General features: G+C 54.6%; 15 protein-coding genes. 13 read left to right on the top strand and 2 right to left on the bottom strand.

The window, feature by feature from the left end; all coding sequences use genetic code 11:
* Window positions 1-43 precede the first annotated feature (43 nt).
* On the bottom strand, window positions 44-1,525 hold the full coding sequence (gene dtpD / locus RDN66_RS19820) for a dipeptide permease DtpD (protein ID WP_202216223.1): 1,482 nt from the start codon (window positions 1,523-1,525) through the stop codon (window positions 44-46).
* Window positions 1,526-1,806: 281 nt separating this feature from the next.
* Here dtpD and RDN66_RS19815 point away from each other — a divergent pair, with 281 nt between their 5' ends.
* The 6 genes from RDN66_RS19815 to nei all read left to right on the top strand — a co-directional run bounded on the left by RDN66_RS19815 (window position 1,807) and on the right by nei (window position 6,220).
* Window positions 1,807-2,550, top strand: a complete 744-nt coding sequence (locus tag RDN66_RS19815; protein WP_202216222.1) for a type 2 GTP cyclohydrolase I — start codon at window positions 1,807-1,809, stop codon at window positions 2,548-2,550.
* Between the two features lie 15 nt (window positions 2,551-2,565).
* On the top strand, window positions 2,566-3,222 hold the full coding sequence (pxpB, locus tag RDN66_RS19810; protein ID WP_123651705.1) for a 5-oxoprolinase subunit PxpB: 657 nt from the start codon (window positions 2,566-2,568) through the stop codon (window positions 3,220-3,222).
* Window positions 3,216-4,148, top strand: a complete 933-nt coding sequence (gene pxpC, locus RDN66_RS19805) for a 5-oxoprolinase subunit PxpC (protein WP_202216221.1) — start codon at window positions 3,216-3,218, stop codon at window positions 4,146-4,148. The genes pxpB and pxpC overlap by 7 nt, the downstream gene beginning before the upstream one ends.
* Entirely contained in the window at window positions 4,138-4,872 is a 735-nt protein-coding gene (gene pxpA / locus RDN66_RS19800) for a 5-oxoprolinase subunit PxpA (protein WP_202218148.1), read from the top strand. The genes pxpC and pxpA overlap by 11 nt, the downstream gene beginning before the upstream one ends.
* A gap of 256 nt (window positions 4,873-5,128) precedes the next feature.
* Entirely contained in the window at window positions 5,129-5,284 is a 156-nt protein-coding gene (locus tag RDN66_RS19795) for a Hok/Gef family protein (protein WP_035892715.1), read from the top strand.
* A gap of 144 nt (window positions 5,285-5,428) precedes the next feature.
* Entirely contained in the window at window positions 5,429-6,220 is a 792-nt protein-coding gene (gene nei / locus RDN66_RS19790; RefSeq protein ID WP_035892716.1) for an endonuclease VIII, read from the top strand.
* Between the two features lie 101 nt (window positions 6,221-6,321).
* Here nei and RDN66_RS19785 read toward each other — a convergent pair whose 3' ends face one another.
* On the bottom strand, window positions 6,322-7,605 hold the full coding sequence (locus RDN66_RS19785) for a citrate synthase (RefSeq protein WP_035892717.1): 1,284 nt from the start codon (window positions 7,603-7,605) through the stop codon (window positions 6,322-6,324).
* A gap of 636 nt (window positions 7,606-8,241) precedes the next feature.
* Between RDN66_RS19785 and sdhC the strand changes: the two genes are divergently transcribed.
* The 7 genes from sdhC to RDN66_RS19750 form a co-directional block, all read left to right on the top strand.
* Window positions 8,242-8,646, top strand: a complete 405-nt coding sequence (sdhC, locus tag RDN66_RS19780) for a succinate dehydrogenase cytochrome b556 subunit (protein ID WP_035892718.1) — start codon at window positions 8,242-8,244, stop codon at window positions 8,644-8,646.
* Complete coding sequence (gene sdhD, locus RDN66_RS19775; RefSeq protein WP_035892719.1) at window positions 8,640-8,987, top strand: succinate dehydrogenase membrane anchor subunit; 348 nt, start codon at window positions 8,640-8,642, stop codon at window positions 8,985-8,987. The genes sdhC and sdhD overlap by 7 nt, the downstream gene beginning before the upstream one ends.
* The gene (gene sdhA / locus RDN66_RS19770) at window positions 8,987-10,753 is read left to right on the top strand and encodes a succinate dehydrogenase flavoprotein subunit (RefSeq protein ID WP_035892721.1); all 1,767 of its coding nucleotides are present in this window, start codon (window positions 8,987-8,989) and stop codon (window positions 10,751-10,753) included. Before sdhD ends, sdhA begins: the two co-directional genes overlap by 1 nt.
* A gap of 15 nt (window positions 10,754-10,768) precedes the next feature.
* Window positions 10,769-11,485, top strand: coding sequence for a succinate dehydrogenase iron-sulfur subunit SdhB (gene sdhB / locus RDN66_RS19765; protein ID WP_035892722.1), 717 nt, complete (start codon window positions 10,769-10,771; stop codon window positions 11,483-11,485).
* A 293-nt stretch (window positions 11,486-11,778) separates the two neighbouring features.
* Window positions 11,779-14,580, top strand: a complete 2,802-nt coding sequence (sucA, locus tag RDN66_RS19760; RefSeq protein ID WP_035892723.1) for a 2-oxoglutarate dehydrogenase E1 component — start codon at window positions 11,779-11,781, stop codon at window positions 14,578-14,580.
* A 13-nt stretch (window positions 14,581-14,593) separates the two neighbouring features.
* Window positions 14,594-15,814: a 2-oxoglutarate dehydrogenase complex dihydrolipoyllysine-residue succinyltransferase gene (odhB, locus tag RDN66_RS19755; protein WP_035892725.1), complete on the top strand. Its 1,221-nt coding sequence runs from the start codon at window positions 14,594-14,596 to the stop codon at window positions 15,812-15,814.
* Between the two features lie 93 nt (window positions 15,815-15,907).
* On the top strand, window positions 15,908-16,083 hold a 176-nt coding region (locus tag RDN66_RS19750), incomplete at its 3' end, for an ATP-grasp domain-containing protein (RefSeq protein WP_238780751.1).

Genomic DNA, 16,083 nt, shown 5'->3' with positions numbered 1-16,083 from the left:
CGGAGTTGGCGCTGGCGCGCCTCGTCCGGGATACAGGTTGTGGTTACGCTTCGGCGGCCAGGCGGCGGGAGCGAACTTTCACCGTATGGTACAGCCAGATAACCAGCACGACGGCGACACAGGCCAGTGCGCCCCAGGTTATCTGATCGAACACGTCAATGTAGGCGTTGATGGAGTAATCCACCGCGCCCGCGGTGTCGAATGAACCCTGAGAGGTCTGGTCGGCGATAATCCCTGCCACGTAGTTTGCCACCGCACCGGAAAGCAACATATAGATGCCGGTCAGCACGCCGGTGACGCCCGGGATCTGGATGCGGGTGATTTGCGACATCGCCACCGGGTCAATAAACAGTTCGGCAAAGCCCATCACCGACAGCCCCAGCAGCATCAGTGGCATGGAGGAGTGGCCGTAGCTTGCGGACAAACGTGCGCTCAGGGTCAGAATGCAGAAGCCTGCGCTCATCAGGCCAAGGCCTAATGCGTATTTGCCCCACAGACGCAGATCGCGGTTGGTGGTCACTTTTTCTTTGATCAGCCAGGCCAGTACGATACCGCACAGCATCACGGCAAAGGCGTTAACCGACTGGAACATCGCGGTTGGCACTTCATAGCCCAGCACGTTACGGTTAACGAAACGGTCGATATAGAGGCTGATGGAGCTGCCGCCCTGCTGAGCAAACGCCCAGAACAGCAGGCTAAAGAAGGTCAGTACGACAATCAGGCGCAGGTCTTTACGTTGTTCGGCGGTTTCGGCGCGACGATAAATTTTTGCCAGCACCACCAGACCGATGATTGACGCCACGATCAGCGCATAGACCGACCACTCTTTCCAGAACAGCACGGTAATAAACAGCGGCGCAACCACCAGCAGCACCAGCAGCCAACCCCAGTTGGGCAGCAGGAACTTCTTCGCGCACAGCACTTCTTTGTTCACACCGGCGGTGTGGGCAAAGTGACGACGGCCGCTGATGAAGATAACCAGACCCGCCAGCATACCCACTGCCGCCAGGGTGAAGCCCATGGCCCAGCTATACTGTTCCTGTGCGAAACCACAGGCGATAGGCGCGACGATAGAACCGACGTTACCCGCCGCATAAAGCAGCGAGAAACCGCCGTCACGGCGTGGATCGGTAGGTTCGTACAGTTCACCCAGCAGGCAGCTGACGTTGGATTTAAACAGCCCGTAGCCGCAGACGATAATCGCCAGCGACAGATAAAGGAACATCGGCGCCACTTCACTGGCCCCAAGCACCATATGGCCTATGACCATGAGCAGGGCGCCCAGCATCACCGCCATCCGGTTGCCGAGCACTTTATCCGCCAGATAGCCGCCAAGAATTGGCGTGACGTAAACCAGTGAACAGTAGGCGCTGAACAGCTCGTAAGCGTGGGTATCGTTGTATTTCAGTTGATTGGTGAGATACAGGATCAGCAGTGCGCGCATGCCGTAGAAACTAAAGTATTCCCAAATTTGCAGCGCGACAACGTAGTAAATTGCCTTAGGCTGCGAATGTGATTTATTCATTACCAATTAGACCTCGAAACCCGGCAACATCACGCTACGCAAGGCTTTGTTTCATTTATGTAATAATACGAGGATAATCGTATTATCTTTGTAATATGCGGTGTGGTTGCATAAATATACATGATTTTGGTCACACAAAAACAGACAAATTGTGTTGTTTAAGCACTTATTGCGCGTAATTAAGCGGGTCCGGAAAGAGGTTAACGAATTGTGTATCGACGCAATGCGCTGGGAACGCTATTTTATCCTGTAGTAGAGCATCACTTTTGAAGAGAGCGACGATGAAAAATACCGAACTAGAACAATTGATTAATGAAAAACTCAACGGTGCCGCCTTCAGCGATTACGCCCCTAACGGCCTGCAGGTTGAAGGCCGTGACACGGTGCAGAAAATTGTCACCGGCGTGACCGCCAGCCAGGCGCTGATTGATGAGGCCGTGCGTCAGCAGGCGGATGCGGTAATCGTGCATCATGGCTATTTCTGGAAAGGTGAGTCGCCGGTGATTCGCGGTATGAAACGTAACCGTCTGAAAGCCCTGCTGGAAAACGATATTAACCTCTATGGCTGGCATTTGCCGCTGGACGCGCATCCTGAGCTGGGCAATAACGCGCAGTTGGCACAGCTTCTTGGTATCAACGTGATGGGGGAAATCGAACCGCTGGTGCCTTGGGGTGAGCTGTCGATGCCGGTATCTGGTCTGGAGCTGGCGTCGTGGGTTGAAGCCCGTCTGGGGCGTAAACCGCTATGGAGTGGGGATACCGGGCCAGATAAGGTCTCTCGTATTGCCTGGTGTACCGGTGGCGGTCAGGGCTTTATCGACAGCGCAGCTCGTTTTGGCGTCGATGCGTTTATTACCGGTGAAGTGTCAGAACAGACTATTCATTCTGCCCGCGAGCAGGGGCTACACTTTTATGCAGCGGGCCACCATGCCACGGAGCGCGGCGGTATTCGCGCCCTCGGCGAGTGGCTCACTGAAACGACCGAGCTGGATGTCACCTTCGTGGACATCCCCAATCCGGCCTGATGATGAGGGAATAAAGTGCAGCGAGCACGTTGTTATCTGTTAGGTGAAACGGCTGTCGTACTGGAGCTGGAGCCGCCGGTGACGCTGGCGGCGCAGAAACGAGTCTGGCGTTTGGCTCAGCGGGCGGCAAAGTTGCCGGACGTGGTGGACGTCATTCCGGGCATGAATAATATCACGGTCACGCTACGTGACCCGCAGAGCCTGGCGCTGGATGCGATTGAACGTCTTCAGCGCTGGTGGGAAGAGAGCGAAGCCCTGGAGCCTGAATTTCGGGCCATTGATATTCCCGTAATTTACGGCGGTGAACAGGGGCCTGATCTTCCTGAAGTGGCCCACATTAGCGGCCTGACGCCGCGGCAGGTGGTGGAGCTGCACGCATCGGTTGACTACGTCGTGTGGTTCCTCGGCTTCCAGCCGGGTTTTCCGTATCTCGGTGGGCTGCCGGAACCCCTGAGAATGCCACGTCGCGCCGAGCCGCGGTTAAAAGTACCCGCGGGCTCCGTGGGCATCGGTGGCCAGCAAACCGGAATTTATCCACTGTCTACGCCGGGCGGCTGGCAGCTGATTGGCCGCACTTCTTTGCCGCTGTTCTCGCCTAATCGTGAGGAGCCGATTTTACTACGCCCCGGTGATACGGTGCGCTTTGTGCCGCAAAAGGAGGGCGTATGCTGAAGGTGACTCGTGCAGGCATGTATACCTCGGTTCAGGATGCAGGTCGCGAAGGATTACGGCAGTTCGGCGTAAGCCGTTGTGGGGCGTTGGATAAACCAGCGCTGGTAACGGCGAACCTGTTGGTTGGTAATGATGCCAACGCCGCGGCGCTGGAGATAACCCTGGGCATGGCAACCTTCACCTTTGTTCTTGAAGGTTGGTTTGCCCTTACCGGAGCTGGCTGCGAAGCCACGCTCGACGGCGAGGCAGTGTGGAGCGGCTGGCGGCACTGGGCGAAAGCCGGGCAGACACTGACGCTCAAACGTCCGAAGCACGGCATTCGCAGCTATCTGGCGCTGTCTGGCGGCATTGATGTGCCTGCCGTGATGGGCTCGCGTAGTACCGATCTTAACGTCGGCGTAGGCGGCTTCGAAGGCCGGTGTTTGCAAGATGGTGATGTGCTGCCATTGGGTCAACCAGTGCGTACGTTCCGCGAGCCGCGCGGCATCAAGCCGCTTATCGCCAGCAACCGTATTCGTGCGCTGCCGGGGCCAGAATATCATGAGTTTGATGCCACTTCTCAGGAGACCTTCTGGCGTTCTCCGTGGCAGTTAAGTCCGCAAAGTAACCGTATGGGTTACCGTCTGAAAGGGCAGCCGCTGGTGCGTGACAACGTTCGCGAGCTGGTATCTCATGGTCTGGTGCCTGGCGTGGTTCAGGTGCCGCATAATGGCCAGCCCATTGTGTTGATGAACGACGCGCAGACCACCGGCGGGTATCCGCGTATTGCCTGCATTATTGAGGCCGACATGTTTCAACTGGCGCAAATCCCGCTCGGACAGCCGATACACTTTATCCAGTGTTCGCTGGAAGAGGCGCTAAAAGCGCGACACGATCAGCAGCGTTATCTGGAACAACTGGCCTGGCGACTGAATGATGAAGATTGATCTTAACGCCGACCTCGGTGAAGGCGCGGCTAGCGATGCCGAACTGCTCACGCTGGTGTCATCGGCCAATATTGCCTGCGGCTTTCACGCTGGGGATGCCAGCACGATGCTGACCTGTGTACGTGCCGCGCTGATAAATGGCGTGGCCGTGGGGGCGCACCCAAGCTTCCCCGACCGGGATAATTTTGGCCGTACCACGATGCAGCTACCGCCGGAAACGGTCTATGCCCAGACGTTGTATCAAATCGGTGCGCTGTCAGCGATAGTCCAGGCTGAGGGCGGCGTACTGCGTCACGTGAAGGCGCACGGTATGCTCTATAACCAGGCCGCTAAAGACCCCGCTTTAGCGGATGCTATCGCTAAGGCGGTGTTCGCGACCAATCCGATGCTTATTCTGGTCGGCCTGGCGGGAAGCGAACTGATTCACGCCGGAACGCGCTACGGACTCGCCACGCGTCAGGAAGTGTTTGCCGACCGCGGCTATCAGTCTGACGGTTCTCTGGTACCCCGCGGCCAGCCGGACGCGTTGATTAGCGATGAAGACCAGGCGCTGGCGCAAACGCTGGATATGGTGCAGCGCGGGCGAGTGAGAAGTGTTGACGGTCAGTGGTCCAGGGTAACGGCGGAAACGGTCTGCTTACACGGCGATGGCTCACATGCGCTGGCGTTCGCTCGTCGCTTGCGGCGTGAATTTACGGCGCAGGGTATTCAGATAACGGCATGATGTTGTTAAGCGAGCACTGACAAACCCACTGGTAATTCGGAATTCATCAAGGCTGAAACGGGCGGGTATTGCAGTACACTCTCGGCGGGTGCTTGAGGCTATTTGTCTCAGGCATTAGCCGAAAGGCAGATAGAGAAAAGCCCCAGATAACCTTCAACGTCTTGCAGGACGTTAAACATTAATCTGAGGCCAAATCTAATGCTAGACCCATTAAGGTTAGCCTCTTACCGACCTTCGGGTCAAGGAGTAGCAGGCTATGAAACAGGAAAAGGCGATGGTTATCGCCCTGATTGTTATCTGTATCACTTTCGTTCTGGTGGTGCTGATCACAAGAGAAGATCTCTGCGAGGTACGGCTCCGAACCGGCCACGCGGAGCTCGCTGTCTTCACAGCTTACGAATCTGTTAAGTAAGAGCGCCGGCGGGGAGTCATCCCCGCCTTTTTTCGGTGTTGTTGCTATCCTCATGCACCCGTTCTTGTATTCGACGCGCCGTGTGCGAGCCAAACGTATTATTGATAATATTGTTGCCTTGACGTTTGAAAGGGAGCCATCACTATGCCTGAAGGTCCAGAGATCCGCCGGGCGGCGGACAGCCTGGAAAAGGCGATTCAGGATAAACCGCTGACTGAAGTCTGGTTTGCCTACCCTGAATTATCCTCTTATGCCCCCGATCTGATAGGCCAGCACGTCACCCACGTTGAAACCCGCGGTAAAGCGCTGCTGACCCATTTTTCTGGTGGCCTGACGCTCTACAGCCACAATCAACTCTACGGCGTGTGGCGAGTGGTTAATGCCGGGGAGATGCCAGATACCACGCGGGTGCTGCGGGTAAAATTACAAACCGCGGACAAAGCGATTCTGCTCTACAGCGCTTCTGATATTGAGATGCTGACGCCAGAGCAGGTAAAAACGCACCCGTTTTTACTACGTGTCGGGCCCGATGTGCTTGATATGGCCTTAACGCCGGAGGCGGTAAAAGCGCGGCTGCTGTCGGCAAAATTCCGCAACCGCCAGTTCTCTGGCCTGTTGTTGGATCAGGCGTTTCTTGCGGGGCTGGGTAACTATCTTCGGGTTGAGATCCTCTGGCAGGTGAGATTAACCGGGAATCATAAAGCTTCGCAGCTGGATGAACAGCAGCTTGAGGCGCTGTCGCATGCGCTGCTCGACATTCCTCGGCTCTCCTACAACACGCGCGGGCAGGTGGATGATAACAAGCATCACGGCGCGTTGTTCAGCTTTAAGGTGTTTCATCGCGATGGCGAGGCGTGCGAGCGCTGCGGTGGCATTATTGAGAAGACGATGCTGTCCTCAAGACCGTTTTATTGGTGTCCGGGGTGTCAGCATTAAGCGGTGAGATCTCCCGGGCGAGCGCAGCGACCCCGAGAAAAACGCCCACCACAGCCATAAAAAAAGCGCCCGCAGGCGCTTTTTTACTCTCAAACTCTCGATTACTTCTTGAGGTCTGATTTGAAGTCACGCTGCGTATAGCCAGTGTACAGCTGACGCGGACGCGCAATCTTCATGCCGTCGGTGTGCATTTCGTTCCAGTGCGCAATCCAGCCAATGGTACGCGCCATCGCGAAGATAACGGTAAACATGGACGATGGAATACCCATCGCTTTCAGGATGATACCGGAGTAGAAATCGACGTTCGGATACAGTTTCTTCTCGATGAAGTACGGGTCGTTCAGCGCAATGTGCTCAAGCTCCATCGCCACTTCCAGCAGATCATCTTTAGTGCCCAGTTCTTTCAGCACTTCGTGGCAGGTTTCACGCATCACGGTGGCACGCGGGTCATAGTTCTTGTAGACACGGTGACCGAAGCCCATCAGGCGGAAAGAGTCGTTCTTATCTTTCGCACGACGCACGAATTCAGGGATGTGCTCAACGGAGCTGATCTCTTCGAGCATCTTCAGTGCTGCTTCGTTGGCACCGCCGTGTGCTGGCCCCCACAGAGAAGCAATACCGGCCGCGATACACGCGAACGGGTTAGCACCAGAAGAACCGGCGGTACGCACGGTAGAGGTGGATGCGTTCTGCTCGTGGTCAGCATGCAGGATCAGAATACGATCCATCGCGCGTTCCAGGACCGGGTTCACTTCGTAATCTTCGCATGGGGTCGCGAACATCATACGCAGGAAGTTACCGGCGTAGGAGAGGTCGTTGCGTGGATACACAAACGGCTGACCAATGGAATATTTGTAGCACATCGCGGCCATGGTCGGCATTTTCGACAGCAGGCGGAATGCGGCAATTTCGCGATGACGCGGGTTATTCACATCCAGAGAGTCGTGATAGAACGCCGCCAGCGCACCGGTAATCCCGCACATCACCGCCATAGGGTGAGAGTCGCGACGGAACGCATGGAATAAACGGGTGATCTGCTCGTGGATCATGGTGTGGCGAGTTACGGTAGTCGTGAACTCGTCAAATTCAGCCTGGGACGGTTTTTCACCGTACAGCAGGATGTAGCACACTTCGAGATAGTTAGATTCTGTGGCTAACTGATCGATAGGGAAGCCGCGATGCAGCAAAATCCCTTCGTCGCCATCAATAAAAGTAATCTTAGACTCGCAAGATGCGGTAGAGGTAAAACCAGGGTCAAAGGTAAAAATGCCTTTCGAACCCAGACTACGGATATCAAGAACATCCTGACCGAGCGTGCCTTTTAGCACATCCAGTTCAATAGCAGTATCACCTGATAGAGTGATTTTTGCCTTCGTATCAGCCATTTACGGTCTCCTTAGCGCCTTTTTGCTTAAGACTGCTGGATGCCGGATTTGCAATTCAAAACATATTTCGACGTTGCCAGTTTGTTATTTGGCTCACGGCTCTGCTGTAGAGATAAAGCGAGGGTACAGAGCAAGGGCGCTTGACGGTGCACGTCTAATCTACAGTGAAACAACAGCAAATCAGGGTCTTAGCAATCCGATGATTCAAACCTGTATAACACTAATAACTGTCCTGATAAGTTCGGTCAATACCGTCACACTGTTACATAACTTATTATCAGGTGAAAGAGTGACCCCATAACTTTTGAGCATTATATGCTTTTACAGGTGATGGTTGTAACAATAATGTTTAATATTTGTCAACTCACGTGATTAATTTTTAAAAAATTGTTTTAATCGTGAGCATGATCACTGTTCTGCATAAAACCGGACAAACTATATGTAGGTTAATTGTAATGATTTTGTGAACGGCCTATACTGCCGCCAGGTCTCCGGAATACCCTGCAATCCCGAGCCACCCAGCGTTTTAACGTGTCGATTTAGCATCTGTGAGCAGATTTAACCATGACGCGAAGTTATAGAAAGGACGCTGCTTGACCCGCCTGCGGACCGGAGGAAGGAAATAATAAGAACAGCATGTGGGCGTTATTCATGATAAGAAATGTGAAAAAACAAAGACCTGTCAATCTGGATTTGACAACAATCCGGTTCCCAATAACAGCGATAGCGTCCATTCTCCATCGCGTATCCGGTGTGATCACGTTTGTGGCGGTCGGTATTCTGCTATGGCTGCTGGGCACCAGTCTCTCCTCCCCGGAAGGCTTCCTGACCGCTTCCTCTATTATGAGCAGCTTCTTCGTTAAATTCATTATGTGGGGCATCCTTACTGCGCTGGCGTATCACGCTGTCGTAGGTATTCGTCACGTGTTAATGGATTTCGGTTATATCGAAGAAACCCTCGAAGCCGGTCAGCGCTCTGCGAAAATTTCTTTTGTTATTACTGTCGTGCTTTCAATTCTTGCAGGAGTCCTCGTATGGTAAGCAACGCCTCAGCATTAGGACGCAACGGCGTACATGACTTCATCCTCGTTCGCGCCACCGCTATTGTCCTGACTCTGTACATCATCTACATGGTGGGCTTTTTTGCGATTCACGGTGAAGTCACCTGGGAAATCTGGAGCGGTTTCTTTGCCTCTGCGTTCACTAAAGTGTTCACCCTGCTGGCTCTGTTTTCTATCTTGATTCATGCCTGGATCGGCATGTGGCAGGTGTTGACCGACTACGTTAAACCACTGGCTCTGCGCCTGACGCTGCAACTGGTTATTGTTGTGGCCCTGCTGGTTTACGTTATCTATGGATTTGTTGTGGTGTGGGGTGTGTGATGAAACTGCCAGTCAGAGAATTTGATGCTGTTGTGATTGGTGCCGGTGGCGCAGGTATGCGCGCGGCGCTGCAAATTTCCCAAAGCGGCCAGACCTGTGCGCTGCTGTCTAAAGTGTTCCCAACCCGTTCCCATACCGTATCTGCGCAGGGTGGCATCACCGTTGCGCTCGGTAATACCCATGAAGATAACTGGGAATGGCATATGTACGACACCGTAAAAGGGTCGGACTATATCGGTGACCAGGACGCCATTGAATATATGTGTAAGACCGGTCCGGAAGCGATTCTGGAACTGGACCACATGGGGCTGCCGTTCTCCCGTCTGGAGAATGGGACCATCTATCAACGTCCGTTTGGCGGTCAGTCGAAAAACTTCGGCGGCGAGCAGGCGGCACGTACCGCAGCGGCGGCTGACCGTACCGGTCACGCACTGCTGCACACGCTTTATCAACAGAATTTGAAAAACCACACTACTATTTTCTCCGAGTGGTATGCGCTGGACCTGGTGAAAAATGCCGATGGTGCCGTTGTGGGTTGTACCGCACTGTGCATCGAAACCGGTGAAGTGGTTTACTTCAAAGCGCGCGCAACCGTGCTGGCAACCGGCGGGGCAGGGCGTATTTATCAGTCCACCACTAACGCCCACATCAATACCGGTGACGGCGTTGGTATGGCTATTCGCGCCGGTGTTCCGGTGCAGGATATGGAGATGTGGCAGTTCCACCCAACCGGTATCGCCGGCGCGGGCGTTCTGGTGACAGAAGGCTGCCGTGGTGAAGGTGGTTACCTGCTGAACAAACACGGTGAGCGCTTCATGGAGCGTTATGCGCCGAATGCGAAAGACCTGGCGGGTCGTGACGTGGTGGCGCGTTCCATCATGATCGAAATCCGTGAAGGTCGTGGCTGTGACGGCCCATGGGGTCCACACGCCAAGCTGAAGCTGGATCACCTGGGTAAAGAGGTGCTGGAATCCCGTCTGCCGGGCATTCTGGAGCTGTCTCGTACCTTCGCACACGTTGACCCGGTTAAAGAACCTATTCCGGTTATCCCAACCTGCCACTACATGATGGGCGGTATTCCGACCAAAGTAAGCGGTCAGGCGCTGACCGTGAACGAGCAGGGCGAAGATGTAGTGATTCCTGGCCTGTTCGCAGTAGGTGAAATTGCCTGCGTATCCGTTCACGGTGCAAACCGTCTGGGCGGTAACTCGCTGCTTGACCTGGTGGTCTTTGGCCGCGCTGTGGGCCTGCATCTGCAAGAGTCTATCGCCGAGCAGGGCGTACTGCGTGATGCGACCGAAGAAGAAATCGACGCTTCTCTGGAACGTCTGAATCGCTGGAACGGTAACCGTGACGGTGAAGATCCGGTCGAAATTCGCAAAGCGCTACAGGAATGTATGCAGCATAACTTCTCGGTATTCCGTGAAGGCGATGCGATGGCCAAAGGTCTTGAGCAGCTGAAAGCGATTCGCGAGCGTCTGAAAAATGCCCGTCTCGATGACACCTCAAGCGAATTCAACACTCAGCGCGTTGAGTGTCTGGAGCTGGATAACCTGATGGAAACGGCTTACGCCACCGCGGTGTCTGCAAACTTCCGTACCGAAAGCCGTGGCGCACATAGCCGCTTCGACTTCCCGGATCGTGATGATGAAAACTGGCTGTGCCATTCCCTGTATCTGCCAGAGTCGGAATCCATGACGCGTCGTAGCGTCAATATGGAACCGAAACTGCGTCCGGCATTCCCGCCGAAGATTCGTACTTATTAATGCGGAGACAGGAATATGAAACTCGAGTTTTCAGTTTATCGTTATAACCCGGACGTTGACGATGCTCCGCGCATGCAGGATTACACCCTGGAAGCGGAAGAAGGTCGCGACATGATGCTGCTGGATGCATTGATGCAGCTGAAAGAAAAAGATCCAAGCCTGTCGTTCCGCCGCTCCTGCCGTGAAGGGGTTTGTGGTTCTGACGGTCTGAACATGAACGGGAAAAACGGTCTGGCATGCATCACGCCGATCTCCGCGCTGAATCAGCCGGGTAAGAAAATTGTTATCCGTCCGCTGCCTGGATTGCCGGTTATCCGCGATTTGGTGGTAGACATGGGGCAATTCTACGCACAGTATGAGAAGATTAAGCCTTACTTGTTGAATAATGGGCAAAATCCTCCGGCTCGTGAGCATCTGCAGATGCCAGAGCAGCGTGAGAAACTCGATGGCCTGTACGAGTGCATTCTCTGTGCATGCTGTTCGACCTCTTGCCCATCATTCTGGTGGAACCCGGACAAGTTTATCGGCCCGGCAGGCCTGCTGGCTGCGTATCGCTTCTTAATTGATAGCCGTGATACCGAAACCGACAGCCGCCTGGAAGGGTTAAGTGACGCTTTCAGCGTATTCCGCTGCCATAGCATCATGAACTGCGTCAGTGTATGTCCGAAAGGTCTGAACCCGACGCGCGCCATCGGCCACATTAAGTCGATGCTGCTGCAACGTAGTGCGTAAGTAGTCATTGTTGCCGGATGGCGACGTACCGTCTTATCCGGCCTACATCCCCGTAGGCCTGATAAGCGAAGCGCCATCAGGCAACAAAAATGCAGGAAACCTTTAAAAACTGCCAAATCTGCTTTCTCTCATGAGAAAGGGTGAGCGCAAAGCGCTTAAGACAGTTTCTAAAGGTTCCTTCGCGGGCCAGTGCAAATACAAGAGCTCGCAAGTGAACCCTGGGACGTGTGCTATACCGGCGTACGTCGTAGTTATCCACGGCGAAATAAGCATAAGATGCTTAAGGGATCACGATGCAGAACGGCGCAATGAAAGCCTGGCTGGACTCTTCTTACCTCTCTGGCGCGAACCAGAGCTGGATAGAACAGCTCTATGAAGACTTCTTAACCGATCCTGACTCTGTCGACGCTCACTGGCGTTCAATGTTCCAGCAGTTACCTGGTACCGGAGTCAAACCGGATCAATTTCATTCCAAAACACGTGATTATTTCCGTCGTCTGGCGAAGGATGCCTCACGTTACTCTTCTTCGATTTCCGACCCTGACACGAATGCGAAGCAGGTTAAAGTCCTGCAGCTTATCAACGCTTATCGCTTCCGTGGTCACCAGAACGCGATCCTCGATCCGCTGGGACTGTGGCAGCAGGATAAAGTGGCTGATTTAGATCCCGCTTTCCACGATCTGACTGAGGCCGACTTCCAGGAGAGCTTTAACGTAGGTTCTTTCGCCATCGGCAAAGACACGATGAAGCTCGGCGATCTGATTGATGCTCTCAAACAGACCTACTGCGGCCACATCGGCGCGGAATACATGCACATCACGAACACCGAAGAGAAACGTTGGATCCAACAGCGTTTTGAAGCGGGGCATGCGACCTTTAGCGCAGAAGAGAAAAAACGCTTCCTGAGCGAATTGACTGCGGCAGAAGGTCTGGAACGCTACCTGGGCGCGAAATTCCCGGGGGCAAAACGCTTCTCGCTGGAAGGCGGCGATGCGCTGGTACCGATGCTCAAAGAGATGATCCGCCATGCGGGCAAGAGCGGTACGCGTGAAGTGGTGCTGGGTATGGCGCACCGCGGTCGTCTGAACGTGCTGATCAACGTTCTGGGTAAACAGTCCCAGGAGCTGTTCGACGAGTTCTCCGGCAAGCATAAAGAACACCTCGGCACCGGTGACGTGAAGTACCACATGGGCTTCTCCTCCGACATCGAAACCGAAGGCGGCCTGGTTCACCTGGCGCTGGCGTTTAACCCGTCACACCTCGAAATCGTGAGCCCGGTGGTTATCGGTTCCGTGCGTGCGCGTCTGGACCGTCTGGACGAGCCAAGCAGCAATAAAGTTCTGCCGATTACCATCCACGGCGACGCCGCGGTAACCGGTCAGGGCGTGGTTCAGGAAACCCTGAACATGTCCAAAGCGCGTGGTTACGAAGTGGGCGGTACCGTTCGCATCGTTATCAACAACCAGGTGGGCTTCACTACGTCTAACCCACTGGATGCGCGTTCAACCCCATATTGCACCGATATCGGTAAGATGGTGATGGCGCCAATCTTCCACGTGAATGCGGATGACCCGGAAGCTGTTGCTTTCGTCACCCGTCTGGCGCTGGACTTCCGTAACACCTTTAAACGCGATGTGTTCATCGACCTGGTGTGCTACCGCCGTCACGGCCACAACGAAGCCGACGAGCCAAGCGCAACCCAGCCGCTGATGTATCAGAAAATCAAAAAGCATCCGACCCCGCGTAAAATCTATGCTGACAAGCTGGAAGCGGACAAAGTCGCGACGCTGGAAGATGCCACTGAGATGGTCAACCTGTATCGCGACGCGCTGGACGCGGGCGAATGCGTGGTGAAAGAGTGGCGTCCGATGAACCTGCACTCCTTTACCTGGTCGCCATACCTCAACCATGAGTGGGACGAAAGCTACCCGAACAAAGTTGAGATGAAGCGCCTGCAGGAGTTGGCTACCCGTATCAGTACCGTACCAGAAGCCATCGAAATGCAATCTCGCGTAGCGAAAATCTACGGCGACCGTCAGGCGATGGCGGCGGGCGAGAAGCTGTTCGATTGGGGCGGCGCGGAAAACCTGGCGTACGCCACGCTGGTCGATGAAGGCATTCCCGTCCGTCTGTCCGGCGAAGACGCTGGTCGCGGCACCTTCTTCCACCGTCACGCGGTAATTCATAACCAGTCTAACGGTTCTACCTACACTCCGCTGCAGCACGTGCATAACGGGCAGGGCGTATTTAAGGTGTGGGACTCCGTACTGTCTGAAGAAGCGGTTCTGGCATTCGAATACGGTTACGCGACGGCTGAGCCGCGCACGCTGACCATCTGGGAAGCGCAGTTCGGCGACTTCGCCAACGGTGCGCAGGTGGTTATCGACCAGTTCATCTCCTCCGGCGAGCAGAAATGGGGCCGTATGTGCGGTCTGGTTATGCTGCTGCCACACGGTTATGAAGGTCAGGGTCCGGAGCACTCTTCCGCGCGTCTGGAGCGCTATTTGCAGCTTTGCGCACAGCAGAACATGCAGGTTTGCGTACCGTCTACCCCGGCACAGGTTTATCACATGCTGCGTCGTCAGGCGCTGCGCGGGATGCGCCGTCCGCTGGTGGTGATGTCACCGAAATCTCTGCTGCGCCACCCGCTGGCGGTCTCTACGCTGGACGAGCTGGCAAACGGCACCTTTATGCCGGCCATCGGTGAGATTGACGAACTGGATCCGCAAAGCGTGAAACGCGTGGTGTTGTGCTCTGGTAAGGTTTACTACGACCTGCTGGAACAGCGTCGCAAGAACGATCAGAAAGATGTCGCTATCGTGCGTATCGAACAGCTGTATCCGTTCCCGCACCAGGCGGTACAAGAAGTGTTGAAATCTTATGCTCACGTGCATGATTTTGTCTGGTGCCAGGAAGAGCCGCTTAACCAGGGTGCTTGGTACTGCAGCCAACATCATTTCCGTGATGTGATTCCATTTGGTGCTGGTCTGCGTTACGCAGGTCGCCCAGCCTCCGCCTCACCGGCGGTAGGGTATATGTCCGTTCACCAGAAGCAGCAACAAGATCTGGTCAATGACGCGCTGAACGTCGATTAATTAAGGATACAAAATGAGTAGCGTAGATATTCTGGTCCCTGACCTGCCTGAATCCGTAGCAGATGCGACCGTGGCCACCTGGCATAAAAAACCGGGCGATGCGGTAGTTCGTGATGAGGTGCTGGTAGAAATCGAAACTGACAAAGTGGTACTGGAAGTACCGGCGTCGGCGGATGGCATTCTGGATGCCGTTCTGGAAGATGAAGGTACTACCGTCACCTCCCGTCAAATCCTGGGTCGCCTGCGTGAAGGCAACAGCGGTGGTAAAGAAACCAGCGCTAAAACTGAAAGCAAAGAGTCTACCCCGGCTCAGCGCCAACAGGCCTCACTCGAAGAGCAGAATAACGATGCGCTGAGCCCGGCGATTCGTCGCCTGCTGGCTGAGCACAATCTGGATGCCAGCGCGATTAAAGGCACCGGTGTTGGCGGTCGTCTGACCCGTGAAGACGTTGAGAAACACCTGGCGAAAGCACCGGCGAAAGCCGCTGCTGCACCGGCTGCGGCAGCCGCAGCGCCGGTTGCTCCGCTGGCAGGTCGCTCCGAGAAACGTGTTCCGATGACCCGTCTGCGTAAGCGCGTAGCCGAGCGTCTGCTGGAAGCGAAAAACTCTACCGCGATGCTGACGACCTTCAACGAAGTTAACATGAAACCAATCATGGACCTGCGTAAGCAGTACGGTGATGCGTTTGAAAAACGTCACGGTATCCGTCTGGGCTTCATGTCCTTCTACGTGAAGGCGGTAGTCGAAGCGCTGAAACGCTACCCAGAAGTGAACGCGTCTATCGATGGTGAAGACGTGGTTTATCACAATTACTTCGATGTGAGCATGGCGGTTTCTACGCCACGTGGCCTGGTGACTCCAGTACTGCGTGACGTTGATGCGCTCGGCATGGCTGACATTGAGAAGAACATTAAAGAGCTGGCGCTGAAAGGCCGCGACGGCAAACTGACTGTAGAAGACCTGACCGGCGGTAACTTTACCATTACCAACGGCGGCGTTTTCGGCTCCCTGATGTCTACCCCGATTATCAACCCGCCTCAGAGCGCGATTCTGGGTATGCACGCCATTAAAGACCGTCCGATGGCGGTTGATGGCAAAGTGGAAATTCTGCCGATGATGTACCTGGCACTGTCCTATGACCACCGTCTGATCGATGGGCGCGAGTCTGTAGGCTTCCTGGTGGCAATTAAAGAGCTGTTAGAAGATCCAACCCGTCTTCTGCTGGACGTGTAGTAAAGAGTCGCCCGAGCGTTGTTTCGCTCGGGCTATCTGAACGAAAAAATCCAGACAACAACTCAACAACATTTTATAGGATGGATAGAACACATGAACTTACATGAATATCAGGCAAAACAACTCTTTGCCCGCTATGGCTTACCGGCTCCGGTGGGTTATGCCTGTACTACTCCGCGTGAAGCAGAAGAAGCCGCTTCAAAAATCGGCGCTGGCCCGTGGGTAGTGAAATGTCAGGTTCACGCTGGTGGCCGCGGTAAAGCGGGCGG

Origin of the sequence: uncultured Kluyvera sp. (assembly GCF_902485085.1) — a bacterium.
Taxonomy (GTDB): Bacteria; Pseudomonadota; Gammaproteobacteria; order Enterobacterales; family Enterobacteriaceae; genus Kluyvera; species Kluyvera ascorbata.
This window is presented reverse-complemented; position numbering and strand designations above follow the sequence as displayed.

Excerpts from the sequence above, each read along its gene's own strand:
- dtpD (WP_202216223.1), bottom strand. The coding sequence starts at position 1,525 with ATGAATAAATCACATTCGCAGCCTAAGGCAATTTACTACGTTGTCGCG.
- RDN66_RS19815 (WP_202216222.1), top strand. The coding sequence starts at position 1,807 with ATGAAAAATACCGAACTAGAACAATTGATTAATGAAAAACTCAACGGT.
- pxpC (WP_202216221.1), top strand. The coding sequence starts at position 3,216 with ATGCTGAAGGTGACTCGTGCAGGCATGTATACCTCGGTTCAGGATGCA.
- pxpA (WP_202218148.1), top strand. The coding sequence starts at position 4,138 with ATGAAGATTGATCTTAACGCCGACCTCGGTGAAGGCGCGGCTAGCGAT.
- RDN66_RS19795 (WP_035892715.1), top strand. The coding sequence starts at position 5,129 with ATGAAACAGGAAAAGGCGATGGTTATCGCCCTGATTGTTATCTGTATC.
- nei (WP_035892716.1), top strand. The coding sequence starts at position 5,429 with ATGCCTGAAGGTCCAGAGATCCGCCGGGCGGCGGACAGCCTGGAAAAG.
- RDN66_RS19785 (WP_035892717.1), bottom strand. The coding sequence starts at position 7,605 with ATGGCTGATACGAAGGCAAAAATCACTCTATCAGGTGATACTGCTATT.
- sdhC (WP_035892718.1), top strand. The coding sequence starts at position 8,242 with ATGTGGGCGTTATTCATGATAAGAAATGTGAAAAAACAAAGACCTGTC.
- sdhD (WP_035892719.1), top strand. The coding sequence starts at position 8,640 with ATGGTAAGCAACGCCTCAGCATTAGGACGCAACGGCGTACATGACTTC.
- sdhA (WP_035892721.1), top strand. The coding sequence starts at position 8,987 with ATGAAACTGCCAGTCAGAGAATTTGATGCTGTTGTGATTGGTGCCGGT.
- sdhB (WP_035892722.1), top strand. The coding sequence starts at position 10,769 with ATGAAACTCGAGTTTTCAGTTTATCGTTATAACCCGGACGTTGACGAT.
- sucA (WP_035892723.1), top strand. The coding sequence starts at position 11,779 with ATGCAGAACGGCGCAATGAAAGCCTGGCTGGACTCTTCTTACCTCTCT.
- odhB (WP_035892725.1), top strand. The coding sequence starts at position 14,594 with ATGAGTAGCGTAGATATTCTGGTCCCTGACCTGCCTGAATCCGTAGCA.